A 16,862-nucleotide genomic window follows, 5' to 3' on the forward strand; every position below is an offset into this window, starting at 1 on the left:
GCGGTCTCATATCGACATCGCCGCCCCGGGACACTTCGGGGCGGGCGATGCGGCTGTGCGCCCCACTCCGGTCACCGTGCGGCCAGCGCCGCCGCAGACTCCGCGCAACCCCAGGCGACCGTCACTCCGGCGCCGCCGTGGCCGTAGTTGTGGACAAGCAGCCTGCCACCGGGCAGTTCCTCGGCCTCGATACGCACGCCGCTCGTCCGCACCGGCCGCAGCCCCGCCCGGTGTCCGAGGATCCGTGCCCCCGCGATCTGCGGGCGAATGCGCGCACACCGCTCCACGATCCCCTCGGCCGTCGCCGGATCCGGCGTGAGCCGCCAGTCGTCCTCCTCCGCCGTGCCGCCCAGAATCAGCCGGCCCGGCTGAGGGAAGAAATACGTCGTCTTCGCGGACGCGTGGTCGGCCGCGGTGAACCACTCCTCGATGCCCGGATTCTCCACCAGCACCAACTGCCCGCGTACGGACCTCAGCCGGGCGTCCCCGACCAGCTCGCGCGCGCCGAGCCCCGCGCAGTTGACCACGACCCGCGCCCGGTCCGAGGCCTCGGCCAGAGTCTTCACCGTACGCGTCACGAGCGTGCCGCCCGCGGTCTCCAACCGCCGTCGCAGCCAGCCCAGATGAACCGGCATGTCGATCAGCGGAAGCCTGGCCCACAGCCCGTTCCCGTACCCCTCGGGCAACTCGTCGGCGCGCGCCTCGCGCAGGCCCGCCACCTCGGCGGCCCACGGTCCCAGACCCGACAGCCGCTCATGGGCGTGCACGCCCGCGACCAGGCGCACGCCCGTCTCCTCCGGGTCGCCCGCCAGCTGCTCGTACACCCGCAGCGAGGCGAGCGACCATGCGCCGACGGACTCCAGCGGCTCGACGCGGTACGGCCACCACAACGCGCCCGCCATAGCCGATGTCGTCTCCTGCGGCGCGTCCCGCGTCCACACCTGTACGCGGCGGCCACTCTCCGCAAGCACGATCGCCGTTGTCAGCCCTATGACCCCGCCACCCACCACCAACACGTCGCCGCTCATGACGGGACCGTACCCAATGGCGGGCGCCGTGCTCAGAACGGGTCATAGGTGGGGATACTCAGGACATGTCTGCCGTGTACGCGACTTTCGAGCTGTCGCCGGCGACGCGGGTCGGGGGAGTCCTCGCGGATGGTGGCCACCAAGTGCACCGGGACTTCATGGACTTCATCGTCGACGGGCGGCCGCTGCTGTTCCAGCTCAGCGACCTCGACGCCGTCTCTCCGCTGGCCTCCGACGTGCCCCCGGCAATATTCACGGCCCAGCTGCGCACTCTGCTGCTCGAAGCGCCGGCGCCGCTGGCGGACGGGCGCTGTGTGATCTACGGCTGCCCCGAGTGCGAGAGCATCGAGTGCGGCGCGGTGACCGCCGTCATCGAGCGCGACGGTGACGACGTCGTATGGCGGGACTTCGCCTGGCAGACGTCCGAGGCGGCGGACCTGGAACTCAACGGCTACCGCGGGACAGGGCCGTTCCGCTTCCGCGGCGAGGCGTACCGCGCGGAGCTCGAACGCCTGCTGCCGGACGGCGACGCCGCGCCGCCCCCGCGCCGCCGGGTCCTGCTCATCGGCGCGCGCGTCGACGTACTGGCCAAGCTGGCCGCCGCCCTGCGGACCATCGGCATCGGCGCGGACATCACCCAGGACGCGACCGGGATCCACGCGGACGAGCTCCTCGGTTACGGCGCGGTCGCTTTCGGCCGCGCGGTCGGCGAGCCCGAACGCGCGGCGGTGCGGGCGGCGTTCGAGGCGGCGGGCGCGGACATGGCGTACGTGGACGGACTCGCCCCCATCATTCCGTTGCTGGTCGCCCAGATAGAACACGCGCTGGACCGCAGCCCGCCGGAACGCCGGAGGCTGATCAGCCTGACGGCGTCGGCGGGGGTGGCACAGGTGGAGGTGACCTCGACGTGCCGGGTACAGCTGGTCGCGTACCGCCTGGACCGGCTGTACCGCACACACACGAGGGAGGTGTTCGACGGGGTGCTGGACCCGGGCGAGCACCGGATTCCGGTGGATGGGCGGGCGGTGCGGGGGCGGTCGTTCCTGGTGGGGCGGACGATGGGGGGCGTGGTGGTGGCGCAGGTGGTGGGGTGAGGGGGGGCTCCCGGCGCCGCATCACTGCGCCACGAAGCTCGCGCCGCTGGGTGTGGGGCGGCCGGCCCTCGCACACACCTTCCCCCGCGGCTCGTAGGGTCTGCGCGGACTCCACCACGGCACGGGCTCATCAGGACGCGGCCGGCATACGGGTCAGTGAGGAGACCCTGGCCGCACTCGAGGAGGCGGCCTCGCTCAAGGGGGAGCAAGGTGCGGGTAGGCCTGCCCGCCGGCCGTCCCCGCACCCGCCGCCAACCGCAGGAAGAAGGGCAGTCGGGGCGGCCGCCACATCACCCACGACACCGACCTCTACCGCGACCGCAACACCGTCGAGCGAGCCATCAACAGGATGAAGGCCTGAACAGGATGAAGGCCTGGCGAGGCATCGCCACCCGCTACGACAAAACGCCCGAGAGCTACCTCGCCGGGCTCCCTCTCCGCGCAGCGACGATCTGGATCGCCAGCCTCCTGCAAGCCTGTTGATCACAACTCAAGACAGCCCCGGGCTGCCCAGCGTGGCCAGGTAGTCGAGTATGGCCCCGGTGGCGTCCGCCGGTGCGGTCAGCGCGACGTGCCCGTCGGGGCGGACCAGCACCACGGCGTCCCCGGTGACTCCGTACGCCCTGCGCGCATGCCCCTCATGGTCGCTCAGCCCGTCGGGGACGTCCGCAATGAGACACGGCTGCACGGTGTCGCCGTACTTCGCCGCGGTGATCCGCAGGACGCCGGCGGTGCCCGCCCCGAAGCCGAGCAGGGTGAAGTGCGGTCGGGCGAAGAAGTCGAAGAGCCGGATGACCGCGCCACCGGCATCCAGGCAGGGGGCGTCGGGAGCGCGGTCGCCGGCCCTCAGCAGGCCGTCGTCCCTCGCACGTTCGCCACCGGCGCCTTCACCACCGCCCACTGCGTCTTCGCTCCCCCGACCGTCGAGCTCGAGGGCGAGTGAACTCCAGCGGTAACCGAGCCCGAGGGCCAGGGTCTCCGGCCTGATCACGTCCTCGGTCCCGCGTCCGGCCTCCTTGACATTCTGCTGGACGCTGCGCCACCGCTCACCGCTGGTGTCCAGCGTCCAGGTGGCGATAGGCAGCCGCTCCTCCTCATAGGTGTCGAGCAGGGCGGGACCTGCCGTCCCCGCGACCACCATGGCGAGCTTCCACCCGAGGTTGACGGCGTCCTGAACACCCGTGTTCATCCCGAGGCCGCCCGCGATTGAGTGAACGTGCGCGGCGTCGCCGGCCAGCAGAACCCGGCCGACCCGGTAGCGGTCGGCCATGCGCTCGTTGACCCGGAACGTCGAGATCCAGGTCGGGTTCGCCAGCCGTATGCCCGGCATTCCCGAGTGCCGGTCGAAGATCCGCTGGAAGGTCTCCAGCGACGGCGCGACCGGTTGCCCCAGCTCATCGCGCTCCGGAAGCGCCTGGAGCTGGAAGGACCGCTCGCCCAGCGGGCAGAGCAGAATCGCACCATCCTCGTCTATCCACTGGTGCCAGTGGTCGCGGCTCAGCCCGTCGGCCTCGACGTCGCCGAGGATCATCGGCCGGTCTTCCTCCGTACGGCCGTCGAAGGTCACCTGCAGCGACTTGCGGATGGTGCTGCGCCCGCCGTCGCAGGCCACCAGATACTCCGCCGCTATCTGCTTCCCCGTGGCCGTGGTGGCGATCAGGCTCTCATCGGTCTGCTCGAACCCGGTCAGCTCGGTGCCGAGTTCGACGGTCACGCCCCGCTCCGCGAGCCGGGCCCGCAGGATCTTCTCGACCTGCCACTGGGCGATGAACAGCCCCCGTACGTAGGGAGCCGCCGGTGTCGGCACCAGCACGGCGAAGGGGTCCGTGTCGGTGACGATCTTGCCGTCGCGGTACTTGCGCAGCAGCAGGTCCGTACGTCCGCTGGCGAGCAGTTCGGGGAGGATGCCGAGGCTCTCTAACACCTCCAGGCTCCGGGGGTTGAGTGTCTTGCCGCGTGAACCGCTGTGGAACTCCGGGGACCTCTCGATGATCCGCACGGCCGTACCGCGTCGGGCCAGTTCACAGGCCAGGGTCAGTCCGGTCGGCCCTGCTCCCGCAATCAGTACGCCGGTCCTCTCGGTGGCCGCTTCGTTGCTGATCATCTCGCTGCCCTCTCCGCCGTCTCTGTAAGCACCATGAAAACGCAACTCGGTCATAAATGCAACCTGGTAACTTTAGAGACCAGGTTCAGATTTGTTAGGGTGTGCGACATGGACGATCGAGAGAGTCAGCGGCCCGGCCAGGGGCACGGCCGGAGCGAGGTGCCCCTGGCCGGGCTGCGGGAACTCAAGAAGGAGCGCACCCGCCAGGCCATCTCCGCCACGGCGATCGAGATGTTCCTGGAGCGGTCCTTCGATCAGGTGTCCGTCGCCGAGATCGCCGCCGCGGCCGAGGTCTCCAAGCCGACGCTCTTCCGCTATTTCCCCAGCAAAGAAGACCTGGTGCTGCACCGCTTCGCCGACCACCAGGGCGAGTTCGCCCGGGTCGTGCGCGACCGGCTCCCCGGCGAAGCGCCCCTAACGGCACTCCACCGCCATGCCCGCGCCGCCCTGGACCGGCACGACCCTGTCACGGGCCTCGATGACACCCCGGATGTCATGGCCTTCCACGGGCTTGTGTACTCCGCCCCGAGTCTGGTCGCGCGCCTGAGGCAGTACACCGCCCACGACCAGGACGCGCTGGCGGACGCCCTGTACGAAGCCGCCCCGGACACACCGCCGGGCGTGACCCCCCGAATCGCCGCCGCCCAGATCGTCACCGTGCACCAGCTTCTGGCCGAGACGAACTGGCAGAAACTCTCGGCCGGCCGCAGCGCTGCCGAGGTCCACCCCGAGGCGGTGACAGACCTCGACCAAGCCTTTACCCTGCTGGTCGGCGGGCTGGCCGCCCACTATCTGGATCGCCAGCCTCCTGCAAGCCTGTTGACCAGAACTCAAGACAGTCCCTAGTGCTGTTGCATTCCGGGGTGTGTGACCGACGGATGTGGGATGCGCAGTGGCCGGCCTTGATCGATGCCGGTGCTCGCAATCCCGACACCGGCCTCGCCGGCTACGCCGCGGAGGCGTTCGGCCGAGATCGCCACCGCCCACGACGTCGACCGCGTGTGGCGGAGGCGGTGGCGTCGGTTACCGGTTGGTGCGCTGCGACTTCCGGGACTTCGGTGGAACTCCTGTGCCGGACCGGCCTCACAGCGATGCCGAGGATGTGCTGGAACTCCTGAACGATCTTGGCATCGCGCAGGCGGCACTGGTGGGATCCTCTTACGGCGGGCAGGTCGCCTTGGAAATCGCCGCGGTTGGCCGGACCGTGTGAGTGCCATGGCGCTGCTCTGTTCCGCCCTTCCCGGGCACGAGCCTTCCGGCGAACTGGGTGCGCTCGGTGAGCGCGAGGACGTGCTGATCGAGGCGGGGGACATCGCCAGAGCGGTGGAACTGATGGTCGAACCTGGCTGGGCCCGGACGCCGGCGAGGCCGCCCGGGAGGCGGTACGCCAGATGCAGAGGCGCGCCTTTGAGCTGCAACTGGCCGCCGCAGGGGAGTTCGAGCGGGTCGAGGCCGAGATTGATCTGGCGGCAATTCATGCTCCCTGCCTTGCCGTGTCGGGCGCGCATCACCTGCGGCCTTCTGGCAGATCGCTGCCCAGTTGCCGAATCTGCTCGCGAACGCCGACGATGGTGAACTGCCTTGGGCGGTTACCTTCCCAGCCTGGAGCGGCCATCCGCCGTCACCGATCTGCAGAGCGGCTTTGTGCGGGAGGACGCCGCTCGGCGGTCCGGAGTGTTGAACGGCGACCCCACCACAGAGCCCCCTTGCTCGTCACCCTCATGAGAGCGGCGGGCGCGGCTGGCTTTCGTCATACTCGAACATCACGTAGAAGTTCGTGCAAGTTGCTGGTGCGCAGCGTGCCCTGCGATGCAAGCTCGGCCATGTCGATCGTCACCGGAGGCTGTGGAGGGCACCATGACGTTGCACCGGCTGGGCAAGGACCCGGAGAGCCCCAACAACGGTTCTCCGACGGTGTACTTGGACGATGAGACCGGGAACTACATCCTCCAAGGGTGGCGCGTTACGGACGCCGAGCGGCTGGCGCAGATGAACGTCCCGGATCATGAAACCGTGATCGAGTTCCCGAGGCGCATGATGCAGTTCTTCCCGGAGGTGAGCGGTGGCGACGGAGCCGACATTTGAGGATCTGTTCCGCTCCGCTCAACACGGCGCGTATCACCTGGAGATGAGGGACGCCTACGGGCTCGATGAGGACTACCAGGACTGGACTTCCGGCGACCGGTTCGATCCTGCCGAGCGCTGGCACTGGTGGATCGATCTCGTCGCCGCGTCGGTGGCCCGTGGCGTGGCCGTGCACCGTGCTCGCATCGTCTCCGAACCGATCTCCCCATACGTGCGGTACGAGTATGAGCTGACCAGCAAGCACAACGTCAAAGCCGGTGAGGACGTGCGTTGGCTACCTCGCCGGAGAGCCTCCGACTTGGCGCTGCCCGGTAACGACTTCTGGCTGTTCGACGGCACGTCGGTCCTGTTCAACCACTTCGCAGGCGACGGGAGGATGACCGGCGAAGAGCTGGTCACTGACCCTGCCGTGGTGGAGCTTTGCGCGTCCGCGTTCGGTGCTGTCTGGGAACGCGCAACCCCGCATGAGGAGTACCGGCCGGTCTGACAGCACACCCCTGGAACAGTCGAACGTGACTTCATCGTCCAGCGTCCAGCAAGCCCGAGAGGCTCTCGGCAGGCGCCTGCGTGAGATTCGGAAGGATTCCGGACTGACAGCTCGGGAGCTTGCCTCTCGGGCCGGTTGGCATGAAAGCAAGTGCAGCCGTATCGAGAACGGCCGGACCCCACCGTCAGACGACGACCTGCGCGCGTACACGCTGCACTGCGGCGCAGCAGACCAGACGGTCGACCTGATCGCGACCGCGCGCAACATCGACGGCGCATACGTCGAGTGGCGGCGCATGGAACGGTCCGGGCTGCGCCGTGCGCAGGAGTCGGTTATCCCGCTGTGGGAGCGAACGCGGCACTTCCGGGCCTACTCGTCATGGCTCATCCCCGGTCCGCTGCAGACACGCGCATACATCGAGGCACTGCTCAGAGCGATTCGGGACCGGCGCGCGCTGCCCGACGACCTGGAAGAAGCCGTTCAAATCCGCGTGGACAAGCAGCGCATCTTGCACGAAGGACCCCGCCGCTTCGCTGTGATCCTGGAGGAGAGCGCCCTACGGCACCGGATCGGCGGCGCCGCGACCATGGCCGGTCAACTCGGTCACCTGCTGTCTCTGGCCACGCTGCCGAACGTGAGTCTGGGCGTGATCCCGCTCAGCGCGGACCGCATTGCACTGTGGCCTGTCGAAGATTTCTGGATCTTTGATGACGCCCAGGTCAACGTTGAGTTGGTCTCGGCATTCCTGACGGTCACGCAGCCGCACGAGGTCGGCATGTACGCCCATACCTTCGCTGATCTGGCCGACTTGGCGGTCTACGGTGCCGCTGCACGCGCGCTGATCACATCGGCTATCGACTCTCTCGGGTGAGCGTGCGCAAGTTCGTGCATGTTCGTTGAGGTTGGCTCTCCGTCGTTCCTAGCGTTGTCGCCATCAAGACGACGCCCGCGAGGGGACGGCCCCATGACTCACCCAACGACGTATCCCGGTCCGCCTGTTGAACTACCGCTGAGACTCGACGCCGATCCTCCCCCGGTTCCTGGCTGCGATGTGTGCGAGGCACTGGACAGGGAACGCAGGGATGCACGCGCCGTGGGTAACGGGTCGAAGGTCTCTGACTGTAACGTCGAGATTCGCAGCCACCCGCACGAAGGGCGCTGCTCATGATCCCCATGGCGCAGTACAAGGGTTCACGCGCTGAGGCGGAGCACACGGCGGCGCTGTTGCGTGCAGCCCTCATGCGTGCCGGAATCCCCGAGGGTGGGGCTGCGCAGGTGCGTGCCCTGGTGACCGGCAAGGGACGCGCGTACGTGGAAGTCGGGGCGCTTCCGCTCGGCTCGGCGGTGAAGCTGCTGAACGCACTTTCCGAGGCCTTGCCCGACGACGACACCGAGGGCGGCCCCGCCCGGCACGCTGAGGCGCTCGGATGAGCCGTGCCGTTTTGCGCCACGTGCGCCACACGATCCGGCACGAGCCCGAGGGCGGAGTCATGTACCAAGCGTTCTGTGTCACGTCCGGCTGCGGCGAGACATCCGGCCCTCAAGAGGCGCAGGAAACGGCTCAGGACTGGTGTCTACGCCACACCGGCCGCACGGGCCATGACCTCTTCCGTCGAGTCGTGACTGATCATGCCCGCGTGACGCGGGACGAGTAGCGCCCCGGCACGCTGGGGCCTGCCCCCGGTTCGGGAGGGAGCGGGTCGGGGACCGACGCCGTGCAGCAGCCGCCGCACCACCGCCCCACAACCACCCCCACCCCCCGCCGCTAGGATCAGCCCCCTGATGACCGCAACCCTCGTCGCCAAAGAACTCGCCGCCGGGCACGGCGACCGCTCGCTCTTCTCCGGGCTCGACCTCGTCGTCGCGCCCGGCGACGTGATCGGTCTCGTCGGAGTCAACGGCGCCGGCAAGTCGACCCTGCTGCGTCTGCTCGCCGGGCTCGACCGGCCCGAGCAGGGCGAGCTGAGGCTGTCGCCGCCCACGGCCACCGTCGGGCACCTCCCGCAGGAGCCCGAGCGGCGGCCCGGGGAGAGCGTGCGGGACTTCCTCGCTCGCCGGACGGGCGTCGACGCCGCCCAGCGCGCGATGGACGAGGCGACCCAGGCGCTCGTGGACGGCGCGCCCGGCGCGGACGACGCGTACGCCGACAGCCTGGAGCGCTGGCTCGCTCTCGGCGGCGCGGACCTCGACGAGCGCGCCGAGGAGGTCGCCGACAGCCTCGGTCTGACCGTCGGGCTCGACCTGCCGATGACCGCGCTCTCCGGCGGCCAGGCTGCCCGCGCGGGCCTCGCCTCCCTGCTGCTGTCGCGCTACGACGTCTTTCTGCTCGACGAGCCGACGAACGATCTCGACCTGGACGGCCTGGACCGTCTGGAGACCTTCGTGCAGGGACTGCGCGCCGGGACGGTCGTCGTCAGCCATGACCGAGAGTTCCTGACCCGTACCGTCACCAAGGTCCTGGAACTCGATCTCGTACAGCAGCAGATCACCCTGTACGGCGGCGGATACGCGGGGTATCTGGAGGAGCGGGAGACCGCCCGCCGCCACGCCCGCGAGGACTTCGAGGAGTACGCCGACAAGAAGGCCGCGCTCGAAGGGCGCGCCCAGATGCAGCGGTCCTGGATGGACAAGGGCGTCAAGAACGCCCGCCGCAAGGCGACCGACAGCGACAAGCTCGGCCGTAAGTTCCGCAGCGAGGCGAGCGAGAAGCAGGCGGCGAAGGCGCGCCAGACGCAGCGCATGATCGAGCGGCTCGACGCTGTGGACGAGCCCCGCAAGGAGTGGGAGCTGCGGATGGAGATCGCATCCGCCCCGCGCTCCGGCTCCGTCGTCGCGACCCTGCGCGACGCCGAGGTCCGCCGTGGCGACTTCACCTTCGGCCCGGCCTCGCTCCAGATCGACTGGGCCGATCGGGTCGCCATCACGGGAGCCAACGGAGCGGGCAAGACGACGCTTCTCGCCGCCCTGCTGGGCCGCATCGAACTGGACGCGGGCCATGCCTCGCTCGGCTCGGGCGTCGTGGTCGGCGAGGTTGACCAGGCCCGCGGTCTCTTCTACGGCACCGAGACCCTGCTCGACGCGTTCTGCGCCGCCGTCCCCGACACCGAACCGGCCGAAGTGCGCACCCTGCTGGCCAAGTTCGGGCTCAAGGCCGAGCACGTACTGCGCCCGGCGACCACGCTCTCGCCGGGTGAACGCACCCGCGCCGCACTGGCGCTTCTCCAAGGCCGCGGTGTCAATCTCCTCGTACTCGACGAGCCGACCAACCATCTCGATCTTGTGGCGATCGAGCAGCTGGAGTCCGCGCTCGACTCGTACACCGGCACGCTGCTGCTGGTCACACACGACCGCCGGATGCTCGACTCGGTCCGCACCACGCGGCGTATCGACGTGTCGGCCGGCAAGGTCACAGAAGGCTGACGTCTCGTCAACCCGGCGCCGTCGGCGCATGCCGAGGACCGTCGGCTCACGGCTGCGGTGTGGTCCGGAATCGTGTCGGCCGGTGAGGCGGACAAGCCAGCCTGCAGCCTTTATTCGCCAGTTCTCACTACGGACTTAGCTGAATACGGCTGAAGCGGTAGCTTCTGCCCGTACCGCGCTGAAGTGGGCGGGTCTACCACGACCATGGTCATTTCTGCACGCTGCGACCAAGAGAGGGCGCATCGACGCGACGATTGTGAGCGCCTGAGGCCGCGTCAGGTGCCGCCCTACGACCCGAAGGGGGAAATGAATGCGACCGAGTATTTTGGCGAGGACACTCGTCAGTGTCACTGCCGCAGTCGGGATCGCCGCGGGGAGCCTGGCGGGTGCGAGCGCGAGCTTCGCGGCCTCCGCGCCGGCCTCGCAGCCGGCGGTGAGCTCCGAGGCTGTCGTCCCGTTCGCGGTGGTCAACCTCGGCCTGAGCACTACGCAAGCCAAGTACGTCCAGTGCTGGCTGAAGGCGAACTGGGGCTACACCGGCGCGATCGACGGTCAGCTGGGCACCAATAGCTGGAAGGCGTTCCAGCGCAACCTCAAGACGCACTGGGGCTACACCGGCGCGATCGACGGAATCGTCGGAAGCGGCACCGTGAAGGCGTTGCAACGCCTGCTGAAGGACAGCTGGGGCTACACCGGCGCGATCGACGGAATCGCCGGGTCGGGGACCCAGGCCGCGTTCAAGCGTTTCGCCAATGCCTGCAGCGGCTGGTGCTGAGCGAGTCTCTGCGTGACGAACAAGATGAGGGCCCGGACGGTAGGCAGACCGTCCGGGCCCTTATGAGGAGGCGACGGGGCCCTGACGCGTTGTCAGCGACGCCGGTCGGGATCCGTGAGACCCGCGCGCCGCAGCGCGTCCGCCATCGCGCTGTTCGCCGGGGGCGGAGCCTGGCGATCGCCGCCGCGGTCCCCGCGGCCGCCCTGCCGGCCGCGCTGCTGCGGCGGACGGCCGCCGCGCTCAGTGCGCTCCCGCTGCTTCGGGCCGCCGGCCTCCTTCGGTGCGGCCTCGTCATCGAGGCGCAGCGTGAGCGAGATCCGCTTGCGCGGGATGTCGACGTCCAGGACCTTCACCTGCACCACGTCGCCCGGCTTCACCACGTCCCGCGGGTCCTTGACGAAGGTCTTCGACATGGCCGACACATGCACCAGGCCGTCCTGGTGGACGCCGATGTCCACGAAGGCACCGAAGGCGGCCACATTGGTGACCACGCCCTCCAGGATCATCCCGGACGCCAGGTCGCCGATCTTCTCCACGCCCTCCTTGAAGGTGGCCGTCTTGAACGCGGGCCGCGGGTCGCGCCCCGGCTTCTCCAGTTCCCGCAGAATGTCGGTCACCGTCGGCAGACCGAAGGTCTCGTCCACATAGTCGGCCGGCTTCAGCGAGCGCAGCACCGGCGCGTTGCCGATCAGCGAGGCGACCTCCTCGCCCGCCGTCTTCACCATGCGCCGCACCACCGGATACGCCTCCGGGTGCACGCTGGAGGCGTCCAGCGGGTCGTCGCCGCCGCGGATCCTAAGGAAGCCCGCGCACTGCTCGTACGCCTTCGGGCCGAGCCTCGCCACATCCTTCAGCGCCTTGCGGGAGCGGAAGGGGCCGTTGGAATCGCGGTGCGCCACGATGTTCTCGGCGAGTCCGGTGCCGATGCCCGACACCCGTGAAAGCAGCGGCGTGGACGCGGTGTTGACGTCGACTCCGACGCCGTTCACACAGTCCTCTACGACCGCGTCCAGCGAGCGGGAGAGTTTCACCTCGGACAGGTCGTGCTGGTACTGGCCGACGCCGATCGACTTGGGGTCGATCTTGACGAGCTCGGCCAGCGGGTCCTGGAGGCGGCGGGCGATGGAGACGGCGCCGCGCAGCGAGACATCGAGGCCGGGCAGCTCCTGCGAGGCGAACGCGGACGCGGAGTACACCGAGGCGCCCGCCTCCGAGACCATCACCTTAGTGAGTCCCAACTCCGGGTGTTTCGCGCACAGTTCACCGGCGAGCTTGTCCGTCTCGCGGGAGGCCGTGCCGTTGCCGATCGCGATCAGATCGACCGAGTGCTCCTTGGCGAGCCGCGCCAGCTTCGCCAGCGATTCGTCCCACTTGTTGGCGGGGACATGAGGATAGATCGTGTCGGTCGCGACGACCTTGCCCGTCGCGTCGACGACGGCGACCTTCACACCCGTACGGAAGCCGGGGTCCAGCCCGAGCGTGGACCGGGTGCCCGCCGGGGCCGCCAGCAGCAGGTCCCGCAGGTTCGCGGCGAAGACGCGTACCGCCTCGTCCTCGGCGGCCGTGCGCAGCCGCAGCCGCAGATCGATGCCCAGGTGCACCAGGATCCGGGTCCGCCACGCCCAGCGCACCGTGTCGGCGAGCCACTTGTCGCCGGGACGGCCGCGATCGGCCACATGGAAGCGCCGGGCGATCATCGACTCGTAGAGGGAGGGACCCGGCTGCTCGGACGGCTCCTCGGGCTCCAGGACCAGGTCGAGGACCTCTTCCTTCTCGCCCCGGAACATGGCGAGCACCCGGTGCGAGGGCAGTTCCTTGAACGGCTCGGCGAAGTCGAAGTAGTCGGCGAACTTGGCGCCCGCCTCCTCCTTGCCCGCGCGCACCTTCGCCGACAGCCGGCCGCGCGTCCACATCCGCTCACGCAGTTCGCCGATCAGGTCGGCGTCCTCGGAGAATCGCTCCGTCAGAATCGACCGCGCGCCGTCCAGTGCCGCGGCGGCGTCCGCGACGCCCTTGTCGGCGTCGACGAAGGCGGCGGCGGCCGCGAGCGGCTCCACCGACGGATCGGCGAGCAGCCCCTCGGCGAGCGGTTCGAGACCGGCCTCGCGCGCGATCTGCGCCTTGGTGCGCCGCTTGGGCTTGAAGGGCAGATAGATGTCCTCGAGGCGCGCCTTGGTGTCGGCCGCCCGGATCTGCGCCTCGACCTCGCCGGTGAGCTTGCCCTGCTCGCCTACGGACTGAAGAATCGCGGCCCGCCGCTCCTCCAGCTCCCGCAGATAGCGCAGCCGCTCCTCCAACGTGCGCAGCTGCGCATCGTCGAGCATCTCGGTCGCTTCCTTGCGGTAGCGCGCGATGAACGGCACGGTCGACCCGCCGTCGAGCAGCTCGACGGCCGCCTTCACCTGCCGCTCGCGTACGCCGAGCTCCTCGGCGATCCTGCCTTCGACGGACGTCGTCACGGTTCCCCGACTCGCCTTCTCATGCTGGTCGTGCTGGCTGTGCTTGAGAGTGCATTGTGCCGGGTGGCCGGGGCCCGTGTCGCGCGCCGCCTCGGACCCGATCCGGCCATCGTGCCGCGCCCGCAGGTGTCAGTCCTTGCTGCTGAGGTCCGCGGGGAAGGCACCGGCAGCCACCGCGAGGCTCAGGAAGCCGCGCGCCAGCTCGGTCAGCCGCTCGACGCCCTCGGCGCCCAGATGCGCGTACGGAGCCTGGTCGATGCGGTCCGTATGGTCTTCGAGCCCGGCGCGCAGCTCTGCGCCCGCCTCGGTCAACTCGCCCTCGGCGTCAAGCAGTCCGCGCTCGCGCAGCCGGTCCTGGGCGGCCTCCCAGTCGGTGCGCCGCCAGCCGCGCGTGGCCAGGATCCAGCGCGGCGCCGCGCCCTTTCCGGTCGCCGTGTGGCTCACCATCGCTTCGAGGGGGTCGAGCCCGGCCGAGAGCAGGGCGGCGAGATGGCCGTCGCCGCGGTGCTCGCGCAGGAGGGTCGCGGCGTGCCAGTACGCGAGATGGGGCTCGGCGGGCACGGGCAGATCGGCGTGCGCGGCATACAGCGGCCGGGCGTGCCGGGTGCAGGCCTCGGTGGCGCGCAGCGCCAGCTCGGCGGCCTCCGCCAGCTCCTTGGAGGCGATCACCTCGTCGCCGAGCAGCCGCCGCAGCGTGCGGTCGACGATGCGCAGCCGGGCGTCGAGCACCGCCTCGGGCGAGGCGGTGTCCCACACGGCGGGCAGATGCTGTGCGATCAGCTCGTGATTGAAGTTGTAGAAGGTGGCCGCGACCGCGCCCGGGCCGACGGCCCCCATCGCGGCCGCGCGCGCGGCGAAGTAGGCGGCGCGCTCGTCCTCGATGCCGAGCCGCGCGTACTCGGCCGCGAAGTCCGGCGAGAAGTAGAGCGTCGAGTGCATCGGATTGAGGGCGTGGTGACAGTGGCGGCCGGAGCGCGCGGGCAGAGTGCTCATACGAGAGATGTTACCGACTGGTCGGTACGTCATGAAACCCCGGGTGCGGCCTGCACAAACGTAACGCCGCGGGCGCAGGAGGAGAAGGTCACACAGTCCAGGTGAAACGGGGCGCCCTGCGCTCCAGGAAGGCGGCGACACCCTCGGCGGTGTCGCCGCCGGCGTGTGCCTGCTCCTCCCAGTGGGCGTCCCGGTCGGTGCGGCCGGTCGCGAACTCCTTCGCCGCGGCCTGGGTCAGCTGCGAGCGTGAGGCGATGATCCGCGTGAACTCCGCTACCCGCTTGCCCAGTTCGCCCTTCGGCAGCACCTCGTCCACCAGTCCGGTGCGCAGCGCCCGCTCCGTATCGATCAACTCGCCCGAGAAGAGCAGGTACTTGGCCGTCGCCGGGCCCACCAGCGAGACCAGCCGCCGGGTGGTCGAGGCCGGATAGACGATCCCGAGCTTCGCGGGGGTCACCCCGAACAGCGCGTCGTCCTCCGCGAACCGCAGATCGCAGGCCGCGGCGAGCTGGCAGCCGCCACCCACGCAGTAGCCGCGCACCGCGGCGAGCGTCGGCTTGGGGAACGTGGCCAGCGCCTCCTCGGCCTGTACGGCGAGGGTCTGGGGTGCCTCGCCGGGCTCCCGCAGCGAGGAGATGTCGGCGCCGGCGCAGAAGGTCGGGCCCTCGCCGGTCAGTACGAGCGCTCGTACCGAAGGGTCCGTGGCCAGCTCCGCGAGCAGTCCGGGCAGCGCGCGCCACATCCCCGCGGTCATGGCGTTGCGCTTGGCGGGATTGCTGATGACGACGGTGGCGACCCCGTCCGCGACGGTGAGTTCCAGCTGCGGCTCCATGCGCCGGATGCTATCCGCCGCCCCCGAGCCCACCAATCAGCCAGAAGAAGATCAGGAACGGTCGCACGGCTGACTGCGCCAAACGCACTCGGTCAAAAGGCGTCGATAGACGCTGACTTGTGTTCAGCCGCCGGGTCCGGACCAACGGACACCAACACTTATTACTCGATGGTCAGTGGCAGTCGAGCCGAGGGTGGGTGCCGGACTATGGAGAGCCGCGGGAGCGTCCCGGCCCGGCCCCTGTCGTACGAGGGCGTCTGGCGATTCACCGCTCCAGCGGTCGACGTGTCCGTACCGCAGGCCCGGCACGCCGTGCGGGACCTGCTGAACCGTCAAGGCGTCCCTGCCCAGGACGACCTCGTCCAAGGACTTCTGCTGATCGTCTCCGAGCTGGTCACCAATGCCGTACGGCACGCCGCCCTGCTCTCGCCCGAGATCGCCGTCGAGGTCGCCATCGGAACGGAGTGGATCCGGGTGTCGGTGGAGGACAACCATCCCTACCGGCCCAAGGCGCTGGAGACGGACTACGGCCAGACCGGCGGCCGCGGTCTGCTTCTCGTACGCGAGATCACCCTGGAAGCCGGCGGATCCTGCGACGTCGAGCACACCGCGAGCGGCGGGAAGATCATCTGGGCCGCGCTGCCGCTCAGACCGGGCGGCTCCTCGGTCTTTTAGGTGCCCTGTCCGGGCCGGTATGTCGCCCGGCCCGTCCCGTAGGTCGCCGTGCCCGCCGGTCACCAGCCGCCGGACGGACCGGTCAGCTCCCTGATCGCCGGGCGAGCCGCGTCGAGCACGGTCATGAACCACGCCGAGAACGGACTCTCGGCATGCCGCGCCTGAAGTTCCTTCGGTGTCACGAAGGCCGTCTCGCCGACCTCGTCCGGGTCCGGCCGCGGCGGAGTCTGCACAAGTCCCACGAAGAGGTGGTTGTACTCCTGCTCCACCAGGCCCGAGTCGGGGTCGGGGTGGTTGTAGCGGACCGTGCCCGCCTCGGCGAGCAGCGAGGGCGAGATCCGCAGCTCTTCGTGCGTACGCCGGGCGGCCGCCGCGAACGGGGCCTCGCCCGGGTACGGGTGACCGCAGCAGGTGTTCGACCAGACACCGGGGGAGTGGTACTTGCCCAGCGCGCGGCGCTGCAGCAGCAGTCGCCCGTGCTCGTCGAAGAGGAAGACGGAGAACGCCCGGTGCAGCAGCCCGGGCGCCTGATGGGCGGCGAGCTTCTCCGCGGTGCCGATGGTGTTGCCGTGCTCGTCGACCAGTTCGAGCAGGATCGCTTGGGTGGTTCCCTTCGACGAACTGTTCGTCGCGGTGGCTGGTGAGGTCGGCATGACCATCCTTCGCATCGGTCCTCGGCGGCCCTGGGTGGCCTGCCCAGTCTGCCGTACAAAAGCGGCTTGTCCGCACTTCGGCAGTCCGGGCATGTCCGTCTCCATCGCGCCGGGACGCGGCGCGCGGCGACGTTGTTCGTCACATGCCGAAGGCTCCGGGGCGCTCGGCCGTGTCCCGCGGCACGCCCCCCGGAGTCGTTGAACACAAGGGCCATCATGGCCTCGTCGGGCACCTCGGAAACCGGCTTGATCCCACG

General features: G+C 69.6%; 16 protein-coding genes and 1 pseudogene. 11 read left to right on the top strand and 6 right to left on the bottom strand.

Annotated elements, in window-relative coordinates:
- Positions 1-71: 71 nt before the first annotated feature.
- Complete coding sequence (locus OOK40_RS20050) at positions 72-1,028, bottom strand: FAD-dependent oxidoreductase (RefSeq protein WP_266483490.1); 957 nt, start codon at positions 1,026-1,028, stop codon at positions 72-74.
- A 65-nt stretch (positions 1,029-1,093) separates the two neighbouring features.
- On the opposite strand from OOK40_RS20050, the gene OOK40_RS20055 reads away from it, so the two are divergent.
- Complete coding sequence (locus OOK40_RS20055) at positions 1,094-2,122, top strand: oxidoreductase (protein ID WP_266483493.1); 1,029 nt, start codon at positions 1,094-1,096, stop codon at positions 2,120-2,122.
- A 247-nt stretch (positions 2,123-2,369) separates the two neighbouring features.
- Positions 2,370-2,605: pseudogene (locus OOK40_RS20060) on the top strand (hypothetical protein); the annotation flags it as partial.
- A gap of 7 nt (positions 2,606-2,612) precedes the next feature.
- On the opposite strand, the gene OOK40_RS20065 reads toward OOK40_RS20060, so the two are convergent.
- Positions 2,613-4,226, bottom strand: a complete 1,614-nt coding sequence (locus OOK40_RS20065) for an FAD-dependent monooxygenase (protein WP_266483496.1) — start codon at positions 4,224-4,226, stop codon at positions 2,613-2,615.
- Between the two features lie 108 nt (positions 4,227-4,334).
- Here OOK40_RS20065 and OOK40_RS20070 point away from each other — a divergent pair, with 108 nt between their 5' ends.
- From OOK40_RS20070 to OOK40_RS20115, 8 genes are all read left to right on the top strand, one after another.
- Entirely contained in the window at positions 4,335-5,072 is a 738-nt protein-coding gene (locus tag OOK40_RS20070; RefSeq protein ID WP_266483499.1) for a TetR/AcrR family transcriptional regulator, read from the top strand.
- Positions 5,073-5,295: 223 nt separating this feature from the next.
- Positions 5,296-5,436, top strand: coding sequence for an alpha/beta fold hydrolase (locus tag OOK40_RS20080; protein WP_266483503.1), 141 nt, complete (start codon positions 5,296-5,298; stop codon positions 5,434-5,436).
- A gap of 647 nt (positions 5,437-6,083) precedes the next feature.
- Positions 6,084-6,311 carry a hypothetical protein gene (locus OOK40_RS20085; protein WP_266483507.1) on the top strand — a complete coding sequence of 76 codons (228 nt, stop codon included), beginning with the start codon at positions 6,084-6,086 and terminating at the stop codon, positions 6,309-6,311.
- On the top strand, positions 6,289-6,798 hold the full coding sequence (locus tag OOK40_RS20090) for a DUF6879 family protein (protein ID WP_266483509.1): 510 nt from the start codon (positions 6,289-6,291) through the stop codon (positions 6,796-6,798). The genes OOK40_RS20085 and OOK40_RS20090 overlap by 23 nt, the downstream gene beginning before the upstream one ends.
- Before the next feature lie 25 nt (positions 6,799-6,823).
- Complete coding sequence (locus OOK40_RS20095; protein ID WP_266483512.1) at positions 6,824-7,669, top strand: helix-turn-helix transcriptional regulator; 846 nt, start codon at positions 6,824-6,826, stop codon at positions 7,667-7,669.
- A 302-nt stretch (positions 7,670-7,971) separates the two neighbouring features.
- Positions 7,972-8,229 (top strand): hypothetical protein, encoded by a 258-nt coding sequence (locus OOK40_RS20105; protein WP_266483519.1) that lies wholly within the window; start codon positions 7,972-7,974, stop codon positions 8,227-8,229.
- Positions 8,230-8,580: 351 nt separating this feature from the next.
- On the top strand, positions 8,581-10,218 hold the full coding sequence (locus OOK40_RS20110; protein ID WP_266483523.1) for an ABC-F family ATP-binding cassette domain-containing protein: 1,638 nt from the start codon (positions 8,581-8,583) through the stop codon (positions 10,216-10,218).
- 310 nt (positions 10,219-10,528) lie between these two features.
- Positions 10,529-10,993 (top strand): peptidoglycan-binding domain-containing protein, encoded by a 465-nt coding sequence (locus tag OOK40_RS20115; RefSeq protein ID WP_266483526.1) that lies wholly within the window; start codon positions 10,529-10,531, stop codon positions 10,991-10,993.
- Between the two features lie 92 nt (positions 10,994-11,085).
- Here OOK40_RS20115 and OOK40_RS20120 read toward each other — a convergent pair whose 3' ends face one another.
- The 3 genes from OOK40_RS20120 to OOK40_RS20130 all read right to left on the bottom strand — a co-directional run bounded on the left by OOK40_RS20120 (position 11,086) and on the right by OOK40_RS20130 (position 15,277).
- Positions 11,086-13,452: a Tex family protein gene (locus OOK40_RS20120; protein WP_266483529.1), complete on the bottom strand. Its 2,367-nt coding sequence runs from the start codon at positions 13,450-13,452 to the stop codon at positions 11,086-11,088.
- Positions 13,453-13,581: 129 nt separating this feature from the next.
- The gene (locus tag OOK40_RS20125) at positions 13,582-14,445 is read right to left on the bottom strand and encodes a hypothetical protein (RefSeq protein WP_266483535.1); all 864 of its coding nucleotides are present in this window, start codon (positions 14,443-14,445) and stop codon (positions 13,582-13,584) included.
- Between the two features lie 88 nt (positions 14,446-14,533).
- On the bottom strand, positions 14,534-15,277 hold the full coding sequence (locus OOK40_RS20130) for an enoyl-CoA hydratase/isomerase family protein (protein ID WP_266483540.1): 744 nt from the start codon (positions 15,275-15,277) through the stop codon (positions 14,534-14,536).
- Positions 15,278-15,484: 207 nt separating this feature from the next.
- Here OOK40_RS20130 and OOK40_RS20135 point away from each other — a divergent pair, with 207 nt between their 5' ends.
- Positions 15,485-15,952 carry an ATP-binding protein gene (locus tag OOK40_RS20135; RefSeq protein ID WP_266483542.1) on the top strand — a complete coding sequence of 156 codons (468 nt, stop codon included), beginning with the start codon at positions 15,485-15,487 and terminating at the stop codon, positions 15,950-15,952.
- Between the two features lie 59 nt (positions 15,953-16,011).
- Here the strand turns inward: OOK40_RS20135 and idi are convergent, their stop codons facing one another.
- Positions 16,012-16,605 carry an isopentenyl-diphosphate Delta-isomerase gene (gene idi, locus OOK40_RS20140; protein WP_266483545.1) on the bottom strand — a complete coding sequence of 198 codons (594 nt, stop codon included), beginning with the start codon at positions 16,603-16,605 and terminating at the stop codon, positions 16,012-16,014.
- Positions 16,606-16,862 lie beyond the last annotated feature (257 nt).

This window comes from Streptomyces sp. NBC_01481 (assembly GCF_026339995.1).
In the GTDB taxonomy this organism is placed as follows: domain Bacteria; phylum Actinomycetota; class Actinomycetes; order Streptomycetales; family Streptomycetaceae; genus Streptomyces.

Coding starts and splice junctions, on each gene's coding strand:
- OOK40_RS20050 (WP_266483490.1), bottom strand. CDS start 1,028: ATGAGCGGCGACGTGTTGGTGGTGGGTGGCGGGGTCATAGGGCTGACA.
- OOK40_RS20055 (WP_266483493.1), top strand. CDS start 1,094: ATGTCTGCCGTGTACGCGACTTTCGAGCTGTCGCCGGCGACGCGGGTC.
- OOK40_RS20065 (WP_266483496.1), bottom strand. CDS start 4,226: ATGATCAGCAACGAAGCGGCCACCGAGAGGACCGGCGTACTGATTGCG.
- OOK40_RS20070 (WP_266483499.1), top strand. CDS start 4,335: ATGGACGATCGAGAGAGTCAGCGGCCCGGCCAGGGGCACGGCCGGAGC.
- OOK40_RS20085 (WP_266483507.1), top strand. CDS start 6,084: ATGACGTTGCACCGGCTGGGCAAGGACCCGGAGAGCCCCAACAACGGT.
- OOK40_RS20105 (WP_266483519.1), top strand. CDS start 7,972: ATGGCGCAGTACAAGGGTTCACGCGCTGAGGCGGAGCACACGGCGGCG.
- OOK40_RS20110 (WP_266483523.1), top strand. CDS start 8,581: ATGACCGCAACCCTCGTCGCCAAAGAACTCGCCGCCGGGCACGGCGAC.
- OOK40_RS20115 (WP_266483526.1), top strand. CDS start 10,529: ATGCGACCGAGTATTTTGGCGAGGACACTCGTCAGTGTCACTGCCGCA.
- OOK40_RS20125 (WP_266483535.1), bottom strand. CDS start 14,445: ATGAGCACTCTGCCCGCGCGCTCCGGCCGCCACTGTCACCACGCCCTC.
- OOK40_RS20130 (WP_266483540.1), bottom strand. CDS start 15,277: ATGGAGCCGCAGCTGGAACTCACCGTCGCGGACGGGGTCGCCACCGTC.
- OOK40_RS20135 (WP_266483542.1), top strand. CDS start 15,485: ATGGAGAGCCGCGGGAGCGTCCCGGCCCGGCCCCTGTCGTACGAGGGC.
- idi (WP_266483545.1), bottom strand. CDS start 16,605: ATGCCGACCTCACCAGCCACCGCGACGAACAGTTCGTCGAAGGGAACC.